Annotated in this window: 21 protein-coding genes; 11 read left to right on the top strand and 10 right to left on the bottom strand. The window is 48.4% G+C overall.

Annotation, left to right across the window (positions count from 1 at the left end; translation table 11 throughout):
- Positions 1 to 44 precede the first annotated feature (44 nt).
- A complete protein-coding gene (locus tag ACXACM_RS01585) occupies positions 45 to 737 on the top strand; it encodes a helix-turn-helix transcriptional regulator (RefSeq protein ID WP_474819323.1) in 693 nt (230 codons plus the stop codon).
- A gap of 24 nt (positions 738 to 761) precedes the next feature.
- On the opposite strand, the gene ACXACM_RS01580 is transcribed toward ACXACM_RS01585, so the two are convergent.
- Both ACXACM_RS01580 and ACXACM_RS01575 read right to left on the bottom strand, forming a co-directional pair.
- Positions 762 to 1,349 carry a class GN sortase gene (locus ACXACM_RS01580; protein WP_474819322.1) on the bottom strand — a complete coding sequence of 196 codons (588 nt, stop codon included), beginning with the start codon at positions 1,347 to 1,349 and terminating at the stop codon, positions 762 to 764.
- Between the two features lie 18 nt (positions 1,350 to 1,367).
- Positions 1,368 to 3,512, bottom strand: coding sequence for a marine proteobacterial sortase target protein (locus ACXACM_RS01575; RefSeq protein WP_474819321.1), 2,145 nt, complete (start codon positions 3,510 to 3,512; stop codon positions 1,368 to 1,370).
- A gap of 205 nt (positions 3,513 to 3,717) precedes the next feature.
- On the opposite strand from ACXACM_RS01575, the gene ACXACM_RS01570 reads away from it, so the two are divergent.
- Positions 3,718 to 4,128, top strand: a complete 411-nt coding sequence (locus tag ACXACM_RS01570) for a YbaN family protein (protein ID WP_474819320.1) — start codon at positions 3,718 to 3,720, stop codon at positions 4,126 to 4,128.
- A gap of 15 nt (positions 4,129 to 4,143) precedes the next feature.
- Positions 4,144 to 4,758 (top strand): DNA-J related domain-containing protein, encoded by a 615-nt coding sequence (locus tag ACXACM_RS01565; protein ID WP_474819318.1) that lies wholly within the window; start codon positions 4,144 to 4,146, stop codon positions 4,756 to 4,758.
- 8 nt (positions 4,759 to 4,766) lie between these two features.
- Here ACXACM_RS01565 and ACXACM_RS01560 read toward each other — a convergent pair whose 3' ends face one another.
- Positions 4,767 to 5,381 (bottom strand): TetR family transcriptional regulator, encoded by a 615-nt coding sequence (locus ACXACM_RS01560; protein WP_474819317.1) that lies wholly within the window; start codon positions 5,379 to 5,381, stop codon positions 4,767 to 4,769.
- Positions 5,382 to 5,491: 110 nt separating this feature from the next.
- Between ACXACM_RS01560 and ACXACM_RS01555 the strand changes: the two genes are divergently transcribed.
- The 4 genes from ACXACM_RS01555 (at position 5,492) to ACXACM_RS01540 (ending at position 12,719) form a co-directional block, all read left to right on the top strand.
- On the top strand, positions 5,492 to 6,628 hold the full coding sequence (locus tag ACXACM_RS01555; protein WP_474819315.1) for an efflux RND transporter periplasmic adaptor subunit: 1,137 nt from the start codon (positions 5,492 to 5,494) through the stop codon (positions 6,626 to 6,628).
- 31 nt (positions 6,629 to 6,659) lie between these two features.
- Positions 6,660 to 9,770 carry an efflux RND transporter permease subunit gene (locus ACXACM_RS01550; protein ID WP_474819313.1) on the top strand — a complete coding sequence of 1,037 codons (3,111 nt, stop codon included), beginning with the start codon at positions 6,660 to 6,662 and terminating at the stop codon, positions 9,768 to 9,770.
- A 169-nt stretch (positions 9,771 to 9,939) separates the two neighbouring features.
- Positions 9,940 to 11,781: a GNAT family N-acetyltransferase gene (locus ACXACM_RS01545; RefSeq protein ID WP_474819312.1), complete on the top strand. Its 1,842-nt coding sequence runs from the start codon at positions 9,940 to 9,942 to the stop codon at positions 11,779 to 11,781.
- Positions 11,778 to 12,719: a histone deacetylase family protein gene (locus tag ACXACM_RS01540; protein WP_474819310.1), complete on the top strand. Its 942-nt coding sequence runs from the start codon at positions 11,778 to 11,780 to the stop codon at positions 12,717 to 12,719. Before ACXACM_RS01545 ends, ACXACM_RS01540 begins: the two co-directional genes overlap by 4 nt.
- An 11-nt stretch (positions 12,720 to 12,730) precedes the next feature.
- On the opposite strand, the gene ACXACM_RS01535 is transcribed toward ACXACM_RS01540, so the two are convergent.
- Together ACXACM_RS01535 and ACXACM_RS01530 are read right to left on the bottom strand one after the other, a co-directional pair.
- Positions 12,731 to 13,258 carry a DUF6436 domain-containing protein gene (locus tag ACXACM_RS01535; RefSeq protein WP_474819309.1) on the bottom strand — a complete coding sequence of 176 codons (528 nt, stop codon included), beginning with the start codon at positions 13,256 to 13,258 and terminating at the stop codon, positions 12,731 to 12,733.
- A complete protein-coding gene (locus ACXACM_RS01530) occupies positions 13,255 to 14,739 on the bottom strand; it encodes a methyl-accepting chemotaxis protein (protein WP_474819308.1) in 1,485 nt (494 codons plus the stop codon). Before ACXACM_RS01530 ends, ACXACM_RS01535 begins: the two co-directional genes overlap by 4 nt.
- Positions 14,740 to 14,851: 112 nt before the next feature.
- On the opposite strand from ACXACM_RS01530, the gene ACXACM_RS01525 reads away from it, so the two are divergent.
- Complete coding sequence (locus ACXACM_RS01525) at positions 14,852 to 15,394, top strand: DsrE family protein (protein ID WP_474819307.1); 543 nt, start codon at positions 14,852 to 14,854, stop codon at positions 15,392 to 15,394.
- Between the two features lies 1 nt (position 15,395).
- Here ACXACM_RS01525 and ACXACM_RS01520 read toward each other — a convergent pair whose 3' ends face one another.
- On the bottom strand, positions 15,396 to 16,361 hold the full coding sequence (locus tag ACXACM_RS01520) for a zinc transporter ZntB (RefSeq protein ID WP_474819306.1): 966 nt from the start codon (positions 16,359 to 16,361) through the stop codon (positions 15,396 to 15,398).
- A 193-nt stretch (positions 16,362 to 16,554) separates the two neighbouring features.
- On the opposite strand from ACXACM_RS01520, the gene ACXACM_RS01515 reads away from it, so the two are divergent.
- Together ACXACM_RS01515 and ACXACM_RS01510 are read left to right on the top strand one after the other, a co-directional pair.
- Positions 16,555 to 17,073: a hypothetical protein gene (locus tag ACXACM_RS01515; protein WP_474819305.1), complete on the top strand. Its 519-nt coding sequence runs from the start codon at positions 16,555 to 16,557 to the stop codon at positions 17,071 to 17,073.
- Between the two features lie 11 nt (positions 17,074 to 17,084).
- Positions 17,085 to 17,954, top strand: a complete 870-nt coding sequence (locus ACXACM_RS01510) for an ATP-grasp domain-containing protein (protein ID WP_474819304.1) — start codon at positions 17,085 to 17,087, stop codon at positions 17,952 to 17,954.
- Here ACXACM_RS01510 and ACXACM_RS01505 read toward each other — a convergent pair.
- The 3 genes from ACXACM_RS01505 to ACXACM_RS01495 form a co-directional block, all read right to left on the bottom strand.
- Positions 17,951 to 19,150 (bottom strand): DUF3300 domain-containing protein, encoded by a 1,200-nt coding sequence (locus tag ACXACM_RS01505; protein ID WP_474819303.1) that lies wholly within the window; start codon positions 19,148 to 19,150, stop codon positions 17,951 to 17,953. The two genes, ACXACM_RS01510 and ACXACM_RS01505, sit on opposite strands and share 4 nt — an antisense overlap.
- Positions 19,151 to 19,268: 118 nt before the next feature.
- Complete coding sequence (gene ribA, locus ACXACM_RS01500; RefSeq protein ID WP_474819302.1) at positions 19,269 to 19,883, bottom strand: GTP cyclohydrolase II; 615 nt, start codon at positions 19,881 to 19,883, stop codon at positions 19,269 to 19,271.
- A gap of 181 nt (positions 19,884 to 20,064) precedes the next feature.
- Positions 20,065 to 20,382 (bottom strand): DUF3630 family protein, encoded by a 318-nt coding sequence (locus ACXACM_RS01495; RefSeq protein WP_474819301.1) that lies wholly within the window; start codon positions 20,380 to 20,382, stop codon positions 20,065 to 20,067.
- A gap of 94 nt (positions 20,383 to 20,476) precedes the next feature.
- Between ACXACM_RS01495 and ACXACM_RS01490 the strand changes: the two genes are divergently transcribed.
- Positions 20,477 to 21,139, top strand: a complete 663-nt coding sequence (locus tag ACXACM_RS01490; protein WP_474819300.1) for a glutathione S-transferase — start codon at positions 20,477 to 20,479, stop codon at positions 21,137 to 21,139.
- On the opposite strand, the gene recQ is transcribed toward ACXACM_RS01490, so the two are convergent.
- The gene (gene recQ / locus ACXACM_RS01485) at positions 21,130 to 22,980 is read right to left on the bottom strand and encodes a DNA helicase RecQ (RefSeq protein WP_474819299.1); all 1,851 of its coding nucleotides are present in this window, start codon (positions 22,978 to 22,980) and stop codon (positions 21,130 to 21,132) included. The genes ACXACM_RS01490 and recQ overlap by 10 nt on opposite strands.
- Positions 22,981 to 23,107: the final 127 nt, after the last annotated feature.

Here is a 23,107-nt window from a genome sequence, read left to right as displayed (position 1 = left end):
ATGGTCTGCACCACGAAATAACGAAGTCATGGAGGGACTTTTTAATGTTGAACAGCCAGAAATTCAGTGTATACCTCATATCGGGGTCGCTATCTTCAGACGAAGCAAACGACGAACAAGTCGTGCTGTTTCGCCAACTCCTGCTTACCTGTGGTTATCAACTTACTGAGCTCACAGCTATAGAGCAGCTTGAACATACCTCAAATCAGGATCTCATCTTTTACGATCCAAGTAATGCTGAGGAAAAACTTGCTGAATTCTATCACCACAAAGGCCACGCCCGTTGGATCCTATTCAATTTACAACACGGTGATCTCGATGAATGCGAGGCGATTATCGCCGGTGTAGAAGGTATTTTCTATGCTTCAGACTCTCCGGAATTAATACTTAAGGGAGTGAGGCGATTGGCAAAAATGGATGTCTGGTTTAAGCGCAACTCTATCAATGAAGCGTTGCGACGTTTGCGTCAGCAAACGAAAAGAAGTGCAGCAGCTATTGCCTATCCAAAAGATATTGCAAAATCGGTTGTTCATCCCAAGTTAACCAAGCGGGAAGTTACGATTATTGAATTGGTTGCACAGGGGTCACAAAACCAGGAAATTGCTGATCAGCTTCATATTAGCGTCAATACGGTAAAAACGCATATTTACAGTATTTTTAGAAAGACACATTCTCGTAATCGCATTGAGTTGCTGTCTTGGTCGCAACAGTATGTGAACGAAGGGCCTCACAGCTAATACGAGCCCATCTTTCTCTTTTTCCTAAACCCGCGAAGCGATAACAACGAAGCGTCTGCTGGGGTTGAGTGCAATACTATCGAATGGATAACAGGTGATGAGATGCACCTCATTATGGCTCTGATCGATCATCCATTCGGTGTTGGTGCTGTCAACAATGGTTTTTTTGGTCACCCGATAAGACTGCCACAGACCATTATTACTTTGTAAGTGAAATATCTCGCCTATGGCCACGTTCTCAAGGAATCGAAAGTGAGTATCCCTATGGGCACTGAACACTTTAGTGCCTGGCTCTTCAGGCAAGGCGGTGCCATCGAGGTGGCCGGGGCCGAACGCAAGGCTTGTGCCCGTGCTACCAGCGAGGGCAAAAAGGGTTTCATTTTGGCTTGGAAATTTCATGGCAGCCACAGGCCAGGTGTCGGCCCACGGCCAGGGCTTCACCGCATGGCCTTCTGATAATGTGGTGCTCCACGCCGATTCAATCAGTATTTGCGCTAATAGTGCTTTTCCTGCAATCCACGCGGAATTTCCCCAACAAAGTAGCCCGGTAACTAACAAAAGTGCACTGATCTTGTGGCGATAATCGTTGAGTAATGGGGTAAATGATGCCATTTCTGCTTTTCCTTAAACTTAGCTATTGGGGATTCGATGACTATTGAAAAACATTAAGCCACGTAAGCAGGCCATAGCAGTAAGTAGGATATACCCGGCAAATAAGGTGAAAGTGCTACTGGTTGCAGTTTTAGGAAAGGGAACCGCCTGCAAACGCTGACTCAGAGCACGCTGATGGCGCACCCTCTCTCGGGCAACACGTTGTTCAGCAGGGCGGACTATGGGTTCATCTACGGCAACAAAGGCAGTAAAGCGAGATAACAAATGGTGCTTGAGCGCCACTTCAAGAATAGAAGTTCTTACATCGTGATCGTCTATTTGTCCCCGTCTGTGGCTGGCTTCCAAAGCAGAAATTTTCTCACGTGCCCACAGTGCCCCAATACCCTGAGATTCATTTACCTGATAGGCACTTACTACACGCTCCCATTTCTGGGCGCCATTGGAGCCCGATATTTCGACGGCGGGCAAGGTTGTTACTGATTTGGCCAGAGTGATCAATGGCTCGCCAAAGTACAAATCGCCACTTTTAGCGGGGAGGGCGTCAGTTGCCACTGGCCAGTCAATAACAATATCCTTGGTGGTAGCGCGATTTAGTTTCGTGAACAGACCTTGCATGATCGGGTTTACTTCATTGCTTTGTGCAATGTATTCATAGGTACCACGCCCGGCTGCGGCAGCTTCGCTCATGAAGTACGAGTTGGGTGCGGAACCAATACCAACGGTGAACAGCCTCACGTTCTCACTATGTGTTTCAATTAAGGAAAACAGGGCTGCTTCATTCCCTACCGCACCGTCAGTAATAAATACAACTTGCTGTAATCTTTCAGGCGTTAACGATTGAGCAAATGCAGCTTCCAGTGCAGGGTACATTTCCGTGCCCCCGTCAGCATCAAGGCGTGTTACCCAGTTGTCTGCTTGTTGTTTTGCATTTGGACTCGCAAACTGTGGTAAGGCATAGAGCATCTGGTAATCACTGGAAAAGGCTATGATGTTAAATCTATCGTGCTCTGATAATTCTCGTATGGCGTAGCGCATACTGGCTTTCGCCTGTTCAATGGCGCTGCCTTGCATTGAACCTGATGTGTCGATAATAAATGTGATATCACGGTCAAAGGACGTTTCCGGTACTTGGGTTGGTGGCATCAGCATAAACAGGGCGTAGTGTTCGTTGTCTACTGTTTGTTTGAAAAGCGCTGCCCGCGGTTCCTGAGATGGCGTAGGTCGCCACTGTAGTACAAAGTCACGGTCCATCTCCGCTCGCCCGTTATCGAGAAAAACTGTGTAAGAATCACCATTCTTTTGTGCCGTGACATCGTGATATAAGCTGTCTACGTTTGATAGTGTCACCCCAGGGGTTAATGAAATAGTAATCCCGATGGGGTTAACCACCGGATTATTGACCCTATCCATGGGCGGGGATATCCAACTTGCGTCTGGTACCTCGCTGGTGGCATGGGCCCAGCCAAATCCCCTGGCATTGTCAGGCATCGATACATTGGGAGTGTCAGTGGCACTTTCAGCATAAATGGGGAGACGTGTGCCAGGCATGTAACGGGGAGTCAGTGTGGTGGGAAGTCGCCATTCAAACATACCTTGCTGATAACGGACTTTATCCACAAATTCCAGATGTACTTCAATTGTTTCCCCTGGTGCAATATTGGCAATGCGCTGGGTAAAAAGATTGGGGCGTTGCTGAACTGTTAAAGCTGCTTGTTTGCCCTCACTTAATGCCTGACGATAAATACGGGTAGCTTCTTCACGTGCTTTTATTTTCCCAACAATTCGACGCTCGCCAATACGCATTTCCATGTGTTGAACTGCGGCGTATTGAGGCAGAGGGAAGGTGTAAATACCTTCAACCCAATGCTCGCTTGTGTTGCGGAATCGTTGGGTATAACTAACCGATACCACCATGCCGTCAATGGTCGCATTTACCTGAGTACCGGTATGAAGGGCCTGGTAAGCGGTTCCCCCTGAGTGGCGTGTAGTTAAGGAACCGGCCTCGGGCAGTGCCGGGGCTTGTTCCGTTGCGTTGGCCTTTGTTACAACGACTGCTGCAGCGATGCTTACCAGCGTGATCAGCAGCCAGCCTATCCAGGCTTTCGAGCGACGTTTTGGCTGAGGGTCGAAAATAAGATGTTTGGGTATGCGTTTTAATGTCATGGTGCGCTTCCTGATTGCGTTGATGACATTAGTACAACAAGACAATGTGCCTCTTTATTGAGTGCTTTGTGGTCAATTATCTGTGAATTATGGCAAAAAGTGGCAATAAGCAACGCATTCGCAGTTTTCCTATGTTGGGAAATCGGGGGTTTTTGAACCTATATTCATATACACTTGTATTAAGATATTTTAATGCCCGGGTATTATGTCTTCGCATGACAACGGAAAAAGACGATTCTTAACAGCGCCTTATCGCTGGTTGCTCATGGCCACAGCTGTGCTCAGCCTTGGCGTAGGTCTGGTTGGCGTTGTCGTTCCCGGGTTACCCACCACTGTCTTTGTTCTGTTAGCTGCCTGGCTTGCCGCGCGTAGCTCTCCCGCATTGTCTGTTTGGCTTGATAATCACCAGCTGACAGGGCCAATCATCAGGCACTGGCGTGAAGGCCGGTGCATACCCAAAAAAGCCAAGTTTGCCGCCGCAGCAGGAATGACATTGTCTGTAGTAATCATGTGGTTCTCCAGCATGCCATTGTGGGCATTTTTGCCCACAGTAGTGGTTATGACTGTAGTGCTTTTGTGGCTGTGGCGGTTACCTGAACCACCGGTACCAGAATAAACGGGTTGAAGAGAAATGATGGCGGAGAATGAACAGGCTCTGGTTGCTACGCTGCGCAAACTGGAAACAGAGTTCGTAGAAGGGATTAGTGAATTCGGCCTTATTTCTCTGTTACAAGCCGCGCCATACCATGTGTTTGACCACGATGCATTGCGGGACAACCTCACTTTGTTTCAATGTCACTTTGTACTGTTTAACGCTTTGTATACCTTGCGCGATCAGTGGTTTGACGAACGCAGGCAAGTGTTAGATATACATGCTACCAATATTCAGCTGCGTACTGAAAAAGAAGGTTGTAACACGGTGACGACTGACGAACCGCTGCGGTCTTACTATCTTGATTGGTCTCACTTCAACAGTACCTCGGCACAAGACGTCGAAGCTCTTATAAACAGCTTTTGGGAGCGAATGGGAAACCCTGTATTAGCAACAGATGAGCAAGATGTTAGCCGGGCAAAAGTGCTGCTGGATATTCCGGATGAATCTGTGCTGAGCAAGTCTGTAATTAAGAAACACTATCACAGGCAACAACATCTGCATCACCCTGACAAAGGAGGTGATGGTGCGCTGGCAGGAAAGCTGAGCTGGGCGAAACAGGTGTTACTGCAATGGTGTGACCACGCAGAGTAAATATTCGTTCATCCTTGCTGCCAGCGACTGAAGAAAATCTCCATGAGGGCTGGTGCTTTGTTTGGCATATCGAATGCTTCCGGGGCTTCAAGATATTCTGTAACAATTCCACGAATGTAACAATTCATAGCTACCGTATAATCGCTTGCATCGGTATTGGCAGGCAACTGGCCTGTTTCAATAGCTTTTTGAAAGTAGCCGGAGAACGCCTGCATTTTTTCGTATTTGGCTCTGGTATTTGCTTCTTGCCTGTGTTGTAGCTCTCCACTGTAGTCGCACTTGAGCATAAACAGGGTTAATGATTTTTTTCTGAACTCATCTTGATCGAGTTCGAGCAGTAGATTCGTACAAAGGGCCTGCAGTTGGCCGATTGGATTGGGGTGTTCAGCTTCCAGTCCTTCCAGAATACGTTCAATAAATGGAGTATGTAGGCTTTCGTGAAGGGCATCAAAAATTTCCATTTTGTTTTTGAAGTGCCAGTACACCGCACCCCTTGTTACATCGGCTTTGCGGGCGATTTCTTCAAGTGATGCCTTGGCTACGCCACGTTGAGAAAATACTTCAACGGCGGCACTTAAAATGGCCTTTTTTGTGAGTTCTGCGTCTTCTTTTGTTCTGCGCATTGCGGATCTCCGTGAATTGACAACATACATACAAGAACGTATCTTTAAAAAGTAAAGGTAAATTGAGTAATTGTCCAGCCCAAGAAGCTGAATTAGGAAGTTAACGTGTTATGAAAAAACTGTTTTTAGCCGCCATTGCCGCATCTTCATTGTTGGCGAACAGTGGGTGTTCAGAACAATCTGACCAGGCTCAGGCCAGTCAGGGGCAAGCTCCCGCACCTACGGTGTCTGTTGAAACACTGGCTACCCAGCAGGTAGAGCACACCGTAACGTTGCCGGGTCGAGTTAGCCCTATGCAGCAATCTCACGTTCGCCCTCAGGTGGAAGGCGTGCTAACTGAACGGTTGTTCCAGGAAGGCGCAATGGTAGAAAAGGGGCAGCAATTATACCAAATTGACGACGCAAGATACTCTGCACAATTAGCCAGTGCCCAGGCCGACCTTAAAAGTGCTGAAGCTAATTTGAAAACCCTAAAAGCACGTGCAGCCCGGTATAAAGACTTACTTAGCCGCAATGCAGTAAGTCAGCAGGAATACGATGATGCATTGGCAGAAGCTGAGCAGGCCGACGCGCAAATTAGCGTCGCTCAGGCCGCTGTTGATCTGGCCAGAGTGGATTCTGATTACACCAAAGTGTACGCGCCAATTAGCGGGCAAATCAGTCGTAGTTACGTCACTGTAGGGTCTTTGGTTACGGCGAATCAAGAACAGCAATTGGCAACCATTACCCAACTTAATCCGGTTTATGTTGATATGCAGCAATCGGGTAAGGGCGTGTTAACCCTTCGCCGCGCCATGCAAGAAAGCGGTACATTGCCAGTACATTTGATGCTGGATGAAACCACCGGTGAAATGTATGACCATCAGGGTACGCTAAAATTTTCTGAAGTAACGGTAGACGAAACCACAGGAGCTGTAGCCCTTCGCGCCGAAGTACCAAACGAAGATTCGTTACTTATGCCAGGTTTGTTTGTAAAGGCCACTGTGGTGTTGTCGAACAGCGAAGATTTGCTGGTGCCTCAACGGGCAACCACGCGTCAGCCAGACGGTTCAGTGGTGGTAATGACAGTCAATAACGACAGTGTGGTTGAGCCGCGCACGATCAAAGTGAATGGCGCTTACAAAGATAAATACATTGTGACCAGCGGTGTAAGTGCTGGAGACAAAGTTATTGTAACGGGTTATCAGAAGGTGAAGCCGGGTATGAAGGTCAACGCGACGCCCTGGCAGGAACAAGACGCTCAATAACTCCGTTTAATCAGGTAGGAACAAACTTTTTATGGCACGTTTTTTTATCGACCGCCCGGTTTTTGCCTGGGTGCTGGCACTCATTACCATTATGGCCGGTATCCTTTCAATTCAGGGCCTTCCCATTGAACAATATCCGAAAGTTGCGCCACCATCGGTAAACGTTAGCGCGACATACCCCGGTGCTTCTGCGGAGACCATTGAAAACACTGTTACCCAAATCATTGAGCAGAATTTGTCGGGTATTGATAACCTGCGTTACTTCAGTGCCAGTAGTGAGAACGGGCGGATGTCCATAACGCTGACATTCAATCCGGGTACAGACCCCGATACGGCCCAGGTACAGACCCAGAATAAGGTTCAAAGCGCGGTCTCTTTACTGCCATCCCAGGTACAGCAACAAGGTGTGACGGTAACCAAATCCAACGACACATTTGCTGTTGTAGTAGGCTTTTATGCGAAAGAAGGTAATCTCACCCAATTTGACCTCAGCGACTTGTTGGTCTCTGAATATCAGGATCCTATTTCACGGGTAAACGGTGTGGGTAGCGTTCGGGTGTTTGGTGCCCAGCGCTCAATGCGCATTTGGCTCGACCCCGACAAACTCTACAGCTACAACATGACTCCTGTGGATGTGCGCGATGCAGTACAGACCCAGAATACGGATATTTCTGCCGGTCAGCTCGGTGGCATGCCTGCCATCGAAGGGCAACAGATCAATGCCACGATTACCGCTCAATCTATTTTACAAACCGTAGGAGATTTCGAGAATATCGTCCTGCGGGTGAATACTGATGGTTCCCAGGTTCGCGTGAAAGATGTTGCACGTGTAGAGCTGGGCTCGGAAAATTATTCATACATTACCCGTTACAAGCGCAAGCCTGCTTCAGGTATGGCTGTATCCCTTGCCACCGGGGCTAATGCACTGGATACCATTGAACGGGTTAAAGCCCGCGTTGAAGAACTTGCAGTGAATTTGCCTGACGGAGTAGAGGTGGTCTACCCGGTAGATAGTTCTCCTTTTATTAAGCTGTCTATAGAGTCAGTTATTAAAACCCTGATTGAAGCCATTGTGCTGGTTTTCTTTGTGATGCTGCTGTTTTTGCAAAACTGGCGGGCAACGCTGGTGCCGACAATTGCGGTTCCGGTAGTGCTGATGGGCACTTTCGCCGTGCTATATGCCTTCGGTTATAGCATTAACGTGCTAACTATGTTCGCTATGGTACTGGCCATTGGCTTGCTCGTTGACGACGCCATTGTGGTGGTGGAAAACGTAGAGCGTATCATGGAAGAAGAGGGGCTCTCAGCAAAAGAAGCAACGAAAAAGTCCATGACGCAAATTTCCAGTGCTCTGGTAGGTATTGCGGTAGTACTCGCTACAGTATTCATTCCTATGGCTTTCTTCGCCGGTTCGGCTGGGTCCATATATCGTCAGTTCTCCATCACCATTGTTTCCGCTATGACATTCTCAGTGTTGGTGGCCATTATTCTGTCTCCTTCACTGTGTACCGTGTTATTGCGCAAAAAAGATGTGTTGAATAAGCGGGATACCGGTTTCTTTGGCTGGTTTAACCGCAATTTTAACAAAGGCCGGGATGGCTATGAACGCGCGGCAACTGGCATGGCGGGCAGAATTAAACGCTTCCTGCTGGTCTACCTGGTGTTGGTCGGTGGCATGATGTTTATCTTCACCCGTTTAGCCGGTTCGTTCCTGCCCAATGAAGATCAGGGCAGCATTATGGTATTACTAAACGCGCCTCCTGGTGCTACAGCAGGACGCACCCTGGAATCGATGAAAAAAGTCGAAGACTTTTTCCTCACCGATAATGGCCAAGCTGTCGAGGATATGTTTACTGTTGTGGGTTTCAGCTTTGCAGGTGCAGCGCAGAATGCGGGTATGGGCTTTGTGCACTTAGTCGACTGGGAAGAACGGGATGAAGCGCACAGTGCCTTCTCCATTATTAACCGCGCCTATGGAGCTTTAGGGCAGATACAGGATGCCATGGCATTCCCGATTTTACCGCCGCCCATCCGTGAACTCGGCAACGCCACTGGCTTTGAATTTCAGTTGGTTGACAGAGGAAGCAACGGCCACAAAGCATTGATGGATGCAAGGAATCAATTCCTGGGTATGGCAGCACAAAACCCTAAACTGGTGGGTGTTCGCCCGAATGGGTTAAGCGATGTTCCCCAGTTTAAAATTGATATCGACAGCGAAAAAGCGTCGGCACTGGGCTTGTCACTCGGCGATATCAATAGCACGCTGAGTATTGCCTGGGGTTCTACCTACGTGAATGATTTCATTGATTCCGGCCGTATTAAACGGGTGTATATGCAAGCCGATTCAGCTTACCGAATGGATCCGGAAGATCTTGAGAAATGGTTCGTGCGAAATAACAACGGCGATATGGTGGCGTTCAGTGCGTTTTCCACTGTTGAATGGAACTATGGCTCACCGAAACTAGAGCGGTTTAACGGCGTCTCCTCGGTGAACATTCAGGGTAGTCCCGCGCCTGGCGTATCCTCAGGTGAAGCTATGGAAGAAGCGCAGAAACTGGTGTCACAGTTGCCACCCGGCTTTGCTTTGGAATGGTCTGGCCTTTCCTATGAAGAGCGGGAAGCAGGTTCACAAGCACCGATGCTCTACGCGTTGTCAATTCTTGTGGTATTCCTATGTCTGGCGGCACTTTATGAGAGTTGGTCGGTACCGTTTGCTGTTATGCTGGTTGTTCCTCTTGGCATTCTTGGCTCGGTTACCGCTGCATGGATATTTGGCTTGCCAAATGATGTGTACCTTCAGGTTGCTTTCCTTACCACCGTTGGGCTGGCGGCCAAAAATGCCATCCTAATTGTTGAATTTGCCAAAGAGCAGTACGAAGCGGGAATCGATCTTTCCGAAGCCATCTCTACTGCGGCAAAACAGCGTTTCCGCCCCATACTGATGACGTCCATGGCGTTTATTTTGGGTGTAACACCATTGGCAATTTCATCTGGCGCAGGTTCTGAAAGTCAGAATGCTATTGGTATAGCCGTAATGGGTGGTATGTTTGCCGCTACCTTCCTGGCGATTTTCTTTGTTCCTATGTTCTATGTAATGGTAGTGAAATGGTTTGGTGCCAAGCGCCAGATCGACGAAGAATAAACAGCAGGAAATCAACAGAGTACGAGATAAAGCGCCGTTCAATATGAACGGCGTTCTGCTTTTCAGGCAAAAATACGTGGGACTTTGGTCGAACACATCTACGCGTTTGCTCATCTTGTGTCAGAATAGGGCAGAATAATTAAGTTGAACAACGTCATGGAGCCTGTTGATGAACGTGGTATTACCGCCAAAGCCTGCTTGGCATCAACTAATCAAATCCGGGTGTCGTGTACTTGTGGGCGGGAATGCCTCTGTACCCCACGCTCTGGTTCAGCACTTAATTGATAACAGCGCCGGTTTCACTGATATAGAAATGGTGCATATGCTGGCGTTGGGTGACACCCGGTGGGCAAAAGAAGAATATCGTCAGCTGTTCAAAGTAAACACATTCTTCATTGGTGGTGATGAGGTTCGCCGGGCTGTGGATGAAGGCCGGGCTGACTACACACCCTGCTTTCTCTCAGAAATATCCAGTTTGTTTTCCGACGGTACATTGCCCTTAGACGCGGTGCTGGTAAATTTGAGTCCGCCAGATGAACACGGCTATTGCTCTTTGGGGGCGTCGGTGGATATTTGCATGTCTGCTGTGCGCCATGCCAATATAGTGATAGCCCAAATCAACAACAAGGTACCCCGCACCTCGGGCCATTCCTATATTCATATTAGTGAGATTACCGCGTGTATTGAAGCCGACGAACCCTTAGTGGAAGTGCCTGCGCCGCCTATCGACACAATTACAGAGCGGATTGGTCAGTATGTCGCAATGCTGGTGGAAGACGGCTCAACCCTTCAGTTCGGGATTGGTAAAATACCCAGCGCTACGCTTAAGTATCTCAAGCATCATAAAGATTTGGGGATCCACAGCGAGATGCTCACCGATAGTATTATGGAAGTAATTGAATCCGGGGCGATTACCAACAGGAAGAAAACTTTTCACCCAGGGAAAATTGTCACTAGCTTTGCCATTGGTACCCAGCGTTTGTACGATTACATCGACAACAATCCGCATATTGAGTTTTATCCGGCCAGTTATGTGAACAAGCCGACGAATATTGCCAAAAACGAGAAAATGGTGGCAATTAACAGTGCGCTGGAAGTGGACTTAACTGGTCAGGTGGTGGCCGACTCGTTAGGGTACGATTTTTACAGCGGTATTGGTGGGCAGGTAGATTTCGTTACCGGAGCGTCTATCAGCAAAGGGGGCAAGCCTATTATTGCGTTGCCGTCGACAGCTCAAAACGAAACCGTATCCCGCATTAAACCGTGCATAGCGGAAGGTGCGGGCGTAGTAACCAGTCGGGGCAACGTACACTATATCGTTACTGAATATGGTGCGGCTTCACTACGAGGAAAGAGCATACGCGAGCGGGCACTGGAACTTATTCGTGTTGCTCACCCTAAGTTTCGTTCGCAGCTTCTCGAGGAAGTACGCAAACATTACTGGGTGCCCCATTATCAGGAAAAGTATCCGACAGATATTGCCGAACTGGGTGCTATTCAGTTACAGAAGCTGGTAATACAGGGCGAGACGTTTTACTTACGGCCGTTGAATCCGGCTGACGAAAGGCGACTGCAGGAGTTTTTCTATTCTCATACCAAAGAAACTCTGCGCTTGCGATACAACCATGACCCCAAACAAATGTCGCGGGAAAAATCCTGTGATTTAGTCAGTGTGGACCAGCGTACAGATGCGGCTTTGTGCATTGTGCGCCAGGAGGGCTCTCGGATTACAATTCACGCTGTAGGGCGATTCTATTACAACCCCGGCGACAATTCCTGTGAAGCTGCCTTTGTTACTCGTGAAAATCAACAGGGTAAAGGGATGGCCAAACTTCTGCTGGCACGACTTATCGAAATCGCCACTAAGCGTAAACTTCGCCGTATGCTCGCTTATGTTCGAGCGGAAAACAAACCCATGATAGCCATTTTTGAGCAAGCCAGATTCAAGCGGATGTTTTCCGATGATCCTGGTGAAGTGGAGCTGGAACTCAAGCTGGAGGAGAGTGAGTGACCATTCGGATATTTCGCGGTAAAGACTGCCTGAAACACGACGTAGGACACGATCATCCTGAGTGTCCTGACAGGCTATATGCCATTGACGACCAGCTTCTCGCTTCGGGGTTGGAAATGACTGTTGAACACCAGGATGCCTCCCAGTGTAAAAGGGAATACCTGGCACTAGCACACGACCCATACTACGTTGACAGCATTTTCCAGCGTGCACCTGAATCGGGGTTAATCTGGGTAGATGACGATACCGGAATGACACCTGTCACTCTCAGTGCCGCTTTGTATTCTGCCGGTGCGGGTATCGACGCGGTCGATTGGGTAATGGCGGGCAGAGACAGACAAGCATTTTGCGCCGTCAGGCCTCCCGGTCATCACGCCGAGTACGCCTCTGCTATGGGTTTTTGTTACTTCAATAATGTGGCTGTGGCAGCCAGGTACGCTTTGCATCACCATGACTTGGCACGGGTGGCTATTGTGGATTTTGACGTTCATCATGGCAATGGCACTGAAAACATCATCGGTGGCGACCAGCAAATAATGATGTGTTCATCGTTTCAACATCCGTTTTACCCTCATAGCGGGGCGCCCGTTTCTGCCAGCAACATACTCGCTGCCCCCTTAGACGCAGGCACTACCGGGGAAGTTTTCAGAGAAAAAGTCTCGTATTGGTTTGATGCACTTAAAAATTACAAACCCGAGTTGATCCTGATATCTGCCGGATTTGATGCTCATGCAGAAGATCACATGGCGCATGTGAGGTTGCGGGAAGACGATTACAAATGGATTTCATCGGAGATCCGAAAAGTAGCCGATGCATGTTGTCATGGCCGTGTAGTGAGCACACTTGAAGGCGGTTACAACCATAGCGCACTGGGCCGCAGTGTAGTTGCACATTTGAAAGGTCTTCAGGGCGATACGCAGGAAACCGGCGGAGCGTGAATGTTAGTGCGTCACACGTCGCAAAAGCAGCCTTCCGAAGTGGTATTTACGGTAGCGCCAAGGTAGGTTTGTGCAGTTACCACGCTAGCTATTTGCGTGACGAGATCATCGCCCGTGTAGCAACCTAACCCTTCGGCATAAGGGCCAAGATAGCGCAATTGATTGTACTCATCGACAACCGCCAATGCCGGATAAGCTGGAAGTAACGCCTCCAGTTGTGGAGCTTCATCGACATGAATTACCTGCAGTTGGTAGTGATTGTTCTTTAGTAGTGCCGAAAGTTCCCGCTGATGAGCTTCGGTTAGACTATTGCAGTAACAGGGGTTTTGAGTTTGCAAGTGCACAATGGTGCCAGGTTTGACCCCTTGTTGTTGCAATATAGAGGTGAAACGCCGGTCAAAGTCAGGTGCGGACGCCGCGTGGGTTAAGGTTAAAGCTGGGTCGAAGGGCGACAGTTGCTTGTCGCCATAGAACCATAATCCGCTGAGCAAGCTGCCACACCAGACGGCAAGCAGTGCCCATTTAAACCCGTTTTTCACTGAAGCTTGAACTTCTTAATTGCCGCCTGCATGTCCTCACACAACGCAGCTAGCTGTCCAACCTGTCCTTCCAATTGCAAGGCAGTTTTCGCCTCTTCCTGTGAAATTTCGTGCATTTTGGCCGTACTTTCGGCAATTGAATGGGAGGCTTGCTCTTGCTCAACGGCTGCCGCTGCCACTTCAGTCATATGATCTGATGCATTGACTATCTGGCGTTCTATTTCTTCCATTTTATCTGTCGCTGTAGCAGAGTTTTCAACAGCAGTGTCAACTAACTCAATACATGTCCGCATTTGCTCCACCGAGCTTGCGGTGCTTGAAACGAGTTGTTCGGTAATAGAGGTAATTTCGTCAGCACTTTCTTTCGAGCGAATGGCGAGGGTACGTACCTCGTCGGCAACAACGGCAAAGCCCCGACCGTGTTCACCAGCCCGGGCAGATTCGATAGCTGCATTTAGTGCAAGCAAGTTTGTTTGCTCAGCAACTGCGGTAATTGAACGCATGGCATCAGAAATATTGCTACAACGTTCATTGAGTTCTGCGTTTGTTTTGGCTGCATGAGTTAGCATATTTTTAAGGGATGAAATAGAACCAGCAGTGGAGTCAATTGCTTGCCTGGATTCGCCTGTATTCCTTCTCGCTTCAGATGTTGTGTCTGTAGCAAGCTGGGTACGTTCGGTTGTCATTTGCATGGTGACCGCAATTTCTTCTGAAGCGGATGACACACTACTTATTTCAGCCGCTGACTCCTGACTTGTTCGGCTCAACTCTGTGCTCACCGTCTTGATAACCTGGCTGGAGGAGGCAACCTTGTCAGTGAGGTTACGAGTGTTAACCACTAAATTAGTTAGCTGTGATAGCAGTTCTTTAAATTGACGGGTGCCGTCAGTATCGTCAGGTACATCTACAGCCAGGTTGATGCTGCCTTGCTGGGCGAGCACGCTGTCTACTGCATGCGATAGTGCCACGGCATTTACTCCCTCGTCATACGAGCGTTTTGCCACATACATCAGTACCAGACATTCTGTTACGGCAAATACTGCGTGCAAAACGAGAGTGAAAAAAGTCAGGTGGCCGTCTTCGAAAATAAAAACGCCGGCGTCCTGGGTTTGCAGTACGAAAAAGCCGATGTGGTGGACTGCAACCACTGCAGTTGCGATAGCAATAATTATCCAGTCGCGGAATACAACAAGAAAAGCCAGCAATACAAAAATTTCGAAATGCCATTCTGTCAGACCGAAGGTTTGATTAATGTGCAAAGCCGTCATTAATTGCGTGCCAATGGCCATGGCTGTGCGACTGATTCTGGTATTAGTTTGCGTGACACTGAGGAAGAGAGGAACAATGACAACAGGTAAGCCTATGATCAAGGCTGGAAGAATATTTTCCGTGTAAAAACCTATGGCGAAGGATATAACCCACTGGACAATGATTACAATGCGAAAAATCTTGTGACCGTCTGTTACCCATGGAAGTTGCATTTCGACTCCTGACATTTCATTTTTTAGGCACAACAGTTTAGTATAGTTTCACAATTGGTTTTCCGCCATTAACCAAAAGTTAAATACTCGAAATTCATGAAAGGAATTTGTGATGAAAACAATGCCATTAAGTGGACCCGTGGCCGGTTCGTTACTCGTTGTCTCTATGGCGTGCGCACAGGCTCAGGAGTTTAAAGCCGGTCCTGTGTTTTCCAAATACGGTCGTCACGCTGCCGTTGAAGGAATCACTTTTTCCGGACAGCAAACGTTCAAGGTTGCTTTTGACGTTGCCCAAGGGTCGGAGAGTGGTGAGATAAATCGCAAATACGACACGCTGGCGCGTTTCATCAATATGCATGTGGCAAATGGTGTGAAACTTGAAAATATTGAACTCGCTTTAGTGGTGCATGGGTCTGCTACGGTGGATATGCTCGATAACGAACATTTTAGAACGCGTAAAACAGGCAATAATGACAACATTCCCTTGTTAAACGCGCTTATGGATAAAGGCGTCAAAGTCGTGGTGTGTGGCCAGTCTGCTGCAGCACAAAACGTGACCCGAGATATGCTAATTGATGGGGTTGAAATGGATTTGTCTGCCATGACCGCACACGCCCGGCTAAGTAGCCAGGGGTATTCGGTCAACCCGTTTTAGCTTATAGCCATCTTCGCCAGAGCATGGCAATTAGCATGATAATTGCCAGTACACCCATGGACCCCATAAGCAGGGTAAATGCCGTTGGGGAATCTGTTCCAGGCAACCCGCCGACGTTCATGCCGAATACACCGGTTAGAAATGACAGGGGAAGAAATATGGCGGTGACCATAGATAACACATACATGCGCATACCTTGTTGATCGGCAACCCGGTTGCGTATTTCATCCTGTAACACCACTGCGCGTTCTCTCGCCAGGTCGAGATCTTCCACGTAGCGGGTTATTCGATCTGTTTGCTCACGCAGCGTGAAAGCTTCGTCCTGTTGGAGGAACTGAGGGAAGCGAAACAAGGTATCAAGCGCATCCCGCTGAGGTGCGAGAAAACGTCTGATAGACGCTGCTTGTCTGCGAAGAGCTGCCAGGGTTTGTCGATCATTTTTGTCCAGCTTGATGTCTTCTTCAAAACCCACCAGAGCATCATCTATTTCATCCACTGTTGCATGAATCTTATCAGCCACCCGGGTAATAATATCAAGTAGTAACCCGTTAGGCGTTGGCGGAGCTTGTTGTGCCATTACTGCATCGTGAAGTTCACTTACCGATATCAGTTTGCGGTTTTTCCTTCTGGCAGTAACAATGAGGTTGTCTTTACACCATACGCGAAGAGATACCATGTCTTCCGGGTCTGCTTCCGGGTTTCTGTTAATTCCCCGCAAATAAATCAGTGCACCGTTATTGATGTGCATCGCCCGAGGCCGGGTTTCTGGCGTGCATAAAGCCTCTGCAATGCCTTCGTCCAGTGACAGGGCGGAAAGTACTGCGTCGACGTCCGGTGCATCGCATTGCACATGCACCCATATATATTCACCAAACTGGCAGCTGTAGTGTAGTTCGTGCTCAGTAAGCGGGCGGCTTGTGCCATCTGATGCAATAACGAGGGCCGATAAAAACGCCTTATCGCTCATGGATTTACTTCCTTCAAAAAGAGCAGTGGTACTGCTTCGTAAAGTGCTGACACTGAAGCGTGTTGACCTTTTGGGGATGTTTTTGCGGCAAAGATCAACAAGCTACAATCAGCCTATCATTAAATTCTGTTTTCATCAGTCAGATTACTGACGTGTGTTATTATGACGTCAATTAAACTGGCTGTGAGGCACTATGCAACAAAAACGGTTTTTCGTCCCACTAATTTTTTTCATTTATTTTTGCTGCATTGCCAGTTCACAGGCTTTTACGTTTAAATTGTCCCAGCAGGATCTAAACCAGTTTATTGGAGTGGCGTTTCCACAAACTCAATATTATGAGGGAATCAAAGCGGTTTTTGATAATCCTGTCATAACCCTGAATGACAACAACCAGGTTACCGTGAATGTTGATATTAATGCTACTCAGGACAGCCAGTATGTAAAAGCCAATGCCACCCTGAGCGGTGAAGTTTTTTACGACGGTGCAAAAGGCGAGTTGCAAATTATTCGGCCCATGCTGAACGACGTTGCGTTATTGGAAAGCTCCCTTAACGATAAAGCTCAGGTGCAGCAATGGATTGAACAGTTAAAGGGGCAATCTGCGCCTATGATCCTGTTATTGGATTTTCGCTCAATGAACCTTTCGTTTATCGGAAACCGTGTGCCCAGGGCTATGCATGTGGAAAAAGGTCTGTTAGTGGTTGACTATTAAGGAGCCAGACAATGAAACCCATCGCGTTTTTGTCAATGGACACCGATACGGCAGAAGCTTTCTTTGTTTATGACGATTTACTTATTCCTCATTTTAATAAACACGGTTATGAGGTTGAAACGATTTCCTGGCGCAAAGAGGGTGTCAACTGGAACGACTTTAGTCATGTCATTGTAAGAAGTACCTGGGATTACCAGCAATCACCTGAGGCCTTTAAACAGTGTTTGCATAACATTGATAAATCCTCTGCTCAGTTGCACAACCCACTGACACTCATGTTGTGGAACATCGAAAAAACCTACTTGAACACGCTTCAGGAGAAAGGCGTTCCTGTGGTGCCTACCCAGTGGGAGCAAGATTTCGACGAGGCATGGTTTGCACAGCAGTTCGACTTTTTTGATACTGAAGAGCTCGTTATCAAACCCGCGCTAAGTGCCAATTCAGATGATACTTTCAGAGTACCCCGAACGCAGGCAACGGAAATGGCTGGCAACCTCAAAGCCATATTTACGAACCGGCTGTTTATGGTGCAACCATTTCTTCGGGCAGTGGTTGAAGAAGGGGAATATTCTCTGTTTTTCTTCGCTGGAACCTTTAGCCATGGGCTGTTAAAGCAGCCGAAATCCGGCGATTTTCGCGTGCAAGAGGAGCATGGGGGACGTTTGTCTGGGTTTACACCTGATAGCACAATGCTAAGTGTGGCTGAGCAGGCTCTGGCAGCTATGCCAGCCCCTGCATTGTATGCCAGAGTGGATTTGATAAAGGCAGCGGGGACGTGGGCTATTATGGAGCTGGAGCTCATTGAGCCATCACTCTATTTCAACATAGACCCAGCATCCCCGGCGCGATTTGTGGACGCCTTTATCTCGTCTTTTGGTTAATCGCGGTTACGAGGGCGAGGCTTAGCCTGAGTGCGTTCTCTGCTTGGGCCTTGCGCATAACTGCGGGTGCTCGGTTTGCTGCGGGTTTGAGGTGTAGAAACCGGCTTTGCCCGAGTATAATCACTGCGTTTCACCACATCTCTGCGCGGGCTGGTAGTCACCGGCTTTTGTGTATTATATTGCGGGCGCTGAGGCGTTGTTACTGTACGCGTAGTGTTTACGGTTACCTGTCGCGGACGTTGGGTAGTTTCTGTGCGAGTAGTATGTACCGCAACCTGATGCGGGCGTTGAGACGTATGACTACCCTGACGGGTTACTGTTGTCGTACTGTAGCGTTTAGGCGCTGAGCGTACTACCGTGTCTGAATATCGTACTCTGCGATGGTCTGCGCGATGCTGCCAGGGTTGATAATCACGACTGTAAACCCGTTTTACATCATTACCGTAGTAAAAGCGCTTAACAGGTTTGCGAGTAATCACTACGCTCCTATTCTGCCAGTGTATACCACCAAAATAGAAGTGCGTTGACAGGCGTACGCTTGGACTCCAGTGAAAACCGAAACCGCCAGCTACCCGATAGTGAACAGGATGATGCCAGTACACAGGCGCTATTGGATGCCACCACTGCCCGTAAACAACGCGGGTATCATAGAAGGGCACATAAACGATTTCTTTTCGCGCAGGTTCGATGACGATGATGTCCTTGTCCCGCTCTATGCGTTGATAATCGTTGTTGATCAGTGAACCCGTGTTTAAGGCATGCTGACGCAAAACCTGAACTCTGGCGAGAACACGATTTTGGCTAATGAGGACATTGTCTCCCAGCGCCTGCAACCAGTCCAGATCATCACTCAGGGTGTGTAATATATCCGTAAATGGCACCAGTGCCTTTACACTTGGGTCCCAGTTAAATTCATCAGCAGCCTCGCTGGCCTGTTCGGCGTCAAGGTGCTGGTGCTTCTGTCGCCAGCGGTCGGCAGCAACTACATCAAGTGGGTAGGTGGCCGCGATTAAAATATGAGTGAGAATTGTGTCGGGATACAGCGCAACAGGGGCGAGTAAGCTATCCAGTTCAGCGTCGGTATACGCGCGCGCTTGTTGGCTCTCGTACTCGGTATCAGAGCGAGCCTGTGTAATTGGAGCCACGGTAGTTGCTGCCAGTATTGTTACCAATACTGCGGTGGTCAAACGTGTCATGATCTCTCCTTATCCAACCCGAAGTGCGTTGGATTCTTGATGATATAACACGTTATAGACTTAAAGAGATTAACCTGAGCTGAACGATTCCCGACTGCTGTATTCAGTTACACTTGTACTATTTGAACATGTGAGGGTCGAAAACGTGACCGAGCTTTTCCGTTTTTGTCTTCAGATAGTGTTTATTGTCTTTTGTCATACCGTGGTCAATAGGCTTGCGGGAGACAATATTAATACCCAGGTCTGTAAGCGCTTTGAGCTTTCGCGGGTTATTTGTCATTAGCTCAACATCTCTAATGTTAAGTGTATCGAGCATCACCTTACAAATGTCGTAACTGCGTAAATCGGCGTCGAAGCCCAGGTGCTCATTGGCCTCTACAGTATCCATACCACTGTCTTGCAGGTTGTATGCGCGAATTTTATTGAGTAAACCAATACCGCGGCCTTCCTGGCGAAGGTACAAGATCACACCGAAACCGTGATCGACGATATTTTGCATGGCTTTTTCCAGTTGAAAGCCACAGTCGCACCGCGTGCTAAACAGCGCATCGCCGGTGAGACATTCAGAGTGAATACGAATAGGCACAGTATTACTTTCGTTCCAACTGCCATACGAGAGCGCAACGTGCTCTTGCCCGCTGAGTTCGACAAAGCCATGAATACGGAACTCGCCCATGCGGGTGGGTAATTTGGCTGAGCTTACATATTCGTATTTGGGTTGCTTAGTGGTCATTACACTTCTATACCTGCTGCTACTTCCACCGTAATGTGGGGATAACCTCACATTTTACAAGCGTTGACATGCATACTATAGCACGTCTCGCTATTACCTATCACTGCAGGTGAACAAAGAGGAAGCTGACAAGGGTGTTTTTTGCGGTTGGTTGATGATGACGCCTTAACAATCCGTGGCTCTAAAGTGACTGGTTTTGTGTAATGTGGTGCCACAAAAAGGTGAGGTTTTCATCTTGTGTACCGACGGGTTCTATCCAAATAGCCTCACAGAGCCATTCAATCTGAAAAAGGTACTGACGGTCCAGGCAAATAAACGACACTTGTAATCGGTCTGCGCCCCAGTCTGGTTCATGCAGATTACACTCAAAGGATTTGGAAAATTGATTGACCAAACTTAACGCTTCAGCAGGGGAATGGGGAAGAGGTAAAGAAAATACAACGGTGTCGTTCTGGCGTATCGCCTGTTGTGCAAATCGAGACCGATCATATCGTTCCATTAAATCTTTCCTTATTTAGGTAAACCTCTTGGGCAGCAATTTCGTATAAAGTCTCGGCGCATGGGCGTCGTCGGTGTCTTTGCAAAGGGTCAGTATGCTTACTATTCATCATCTTAATAACTCTCGCTCGCAGAGAATTCTATGGCTATTAGAAGAACTCGGCGTTGATTATCATCTTGAAATCTATCAGCGCGATCCTAAAACAGGGCTGGCTCCAGCGCAAATGAAAGCCATTCATCCCCTCGGTCGCTCACCTGTATTAACCACAGAATCCGGCAGCCTCGCTGAATCTGGAGCCATTGTGGAGTTCATCATAGATAACTATGGCGAAGGGCGCTTTCAGCCGTCAGAAGATTCATCTCTTCGTCAGCAATATTGGTTTTGGCTGCATTTTGCCGAAGGTACTTTAATGCCGCCCCGGGTGGCGACTCTGGTTTTTTCCAAAGCAAAGGAAAAGATGCCCTGGTTACTGAAGCCACTCGCTTCGAAAATTCTCGATGGGATCACAGATGCCTATTATGGTCCGAATCTGAAAGAGAGTTTGGCCTACACAGAATCCTATTTAAATAATCACGAATGGTTTGCCGGGCCAGACATCACCGGTGCCGACATACAAATGAGTTTTCCTTTGGAAACACTTGTGGCTACCGGTCAGGCAAGTAAATACCCTGCAATCAGTGAGTGGGTGAAGAAAGTTCACGGGCGCCCGGCGTATCAGCGTGCGTTGGAAAAAGGTGGGCGGTACGATTACGCGTAGTCGCTTAGAGCACTGTCGAGGTAATCGCGAATGAGTTGTAGAAATGCCTCGCCATAACGCTCAAGCTTGGTTTTACCCACACCACTTACATCAAGAAAGTCATTAACGGTGGTGGGTGTGCGGGCCGCCATGTCTGCCAGAGTCGCGTCGCTGAACACCACAAAAGGCGGTACCTTGTGTTCTTCCGCCAGGGTTTTACGCAAGTGTTTAAGGCGCTTGAACAGTGCTTTGTCATATACGGTGGTTTTCTTACCGGCGCGAGGGTCTGGCTTAAAGCTAAGGCGAGGTATGGCAAGTTCCAGCGGAACCTCACCTTTTAGTACTGCGCGAGCGCTCTCATTTAACCGCAGGGTGGCGCCGGCAGTGAGGTCAACCCTAATCAGCCCCTGGTGGATGAGCTGGTTAATCATACTGTGCCAATAGCCGTCAGGGTGTTCCTTTCCAATACCATAAGTACTAATTGTATGGTGCTCAGACTCGTGAATACGCTTTAGCGCTTTACCCCGTAAAACATCAATAACATACTGCGAACCCGCTTGTTGGTTGAGGCGTAAAATACAGGACAGGATTTTTTGAGCAATAACCAGCCCATCAATGAGTTTTGGCGGGTCGAGACAAATATCGCAGTTGCCACAGGCCGTATCGCTGTACTGCGAGAAGTAGTTTAGTAATACCTGTCGACGGCAGGTTTGCGCTTCGGCAAACGCCTCCATAGAGGCAAACTTCTGAATCTCTACGTCAAGGCGCGCATTGGTATCACCTTGCTCAATCCACTGTCTTACTCTGGCTGCATCTTTTTCATCAAACAAAAGCAGTGCTTCAGATTCCAGGCCATCGCGGCCAGCCCTGCCGGTTTCCTGATAGTAATTCTCAATACTGCGCGGGACATCGTGATGAACCACAAACCGCACATTGGATTTGTTGATCCCCATTCCGAATGCAACCGTGGCGATGACCACGTCTACCTGGTCATTGAGAAAACGCCGTTGCACATATTCTCGCTCGTCAGCGTCCATTCCTGCGTGGTAGGCAGCGCAACTTATACCCTCGCGGTGAAGGCGGGCGTACAAATCGTCAACTTTTGCACGACTGTTACAATAAATAATGCCGCTGCTGTCCTGTTGTTTCACGTAGTCGCGAACCTGATCGAACGCTTTGTACTTTGGCATAACCCGATAGCGAATGTTTGGACGGTCGAAACTGCCTTTGTAAACGAAAGGGTCGGTGAGGTTTAACTGAACCAGAATATCAGCCTGGGTTGCCGAATCAGCCGTGGCCGTAAGACCAATGACCGGGGTGTGAGGAAAACGCTGTTTCAGGGTTCCGAGCGCGCGGTAATTTTGCCTAAAATCGTGGCCCCAGTGGCTAACACAGTGTGCCTCGTCAACGGCAAAGAGCGCCAGGTGCTGTTGTTGCAGAAAAGACATCATCCATGGAGTGAGTAGCTTCTCTGGCGACACATACAAAAGCTTCAGCGTATTACTCTGAATGCTATTGAGAATACCTTGTTGGGTGTCGTGTTCCTGGGTGGAGTTAATGTAGGCTGCATCAACGCCAACCTCTTTTAACTGTTCGACCTGGTCTTGCATTAAAGAAATAAGCGGCGATACCACAACAGCCAGGCCCTCCCGAACCAGAGCCGGGATTTGATAGCAAAGGGATTTCCCGCCACCAGTGGGTAAAAGTACCAGTGCGTCCCGGCCTTCGATGACAGCGTTGATAACGGCTTCCTGACCGTCGCGGAACTGCTTATAGCCAAATACACGAGAAAGCACTTCAAGCGGCGTACATGCACTGAAGTCTGAAGAATTTGGTTCTGCGGGGGAGGTTGCAATAGTCATCGCCAGGGATTTTACGTGTTTTCACTATGATATTCACGAACTTCGAAGTACAGTTTGCGATAGGTAGTTGTGTATTCAGAAAAAAAAGCTACTATTCGCCTCATCTGTGTGCATGTGCCTGACGACA

Source organism: Alteromonas sp. AWQ4_252 (assembly GCF_056158205.1).
The sequence above is the reverse complement of the archived record's forward strand: the minus strand, read 5'-3'. Positions and strand labels throughout refer to the sequence as shown.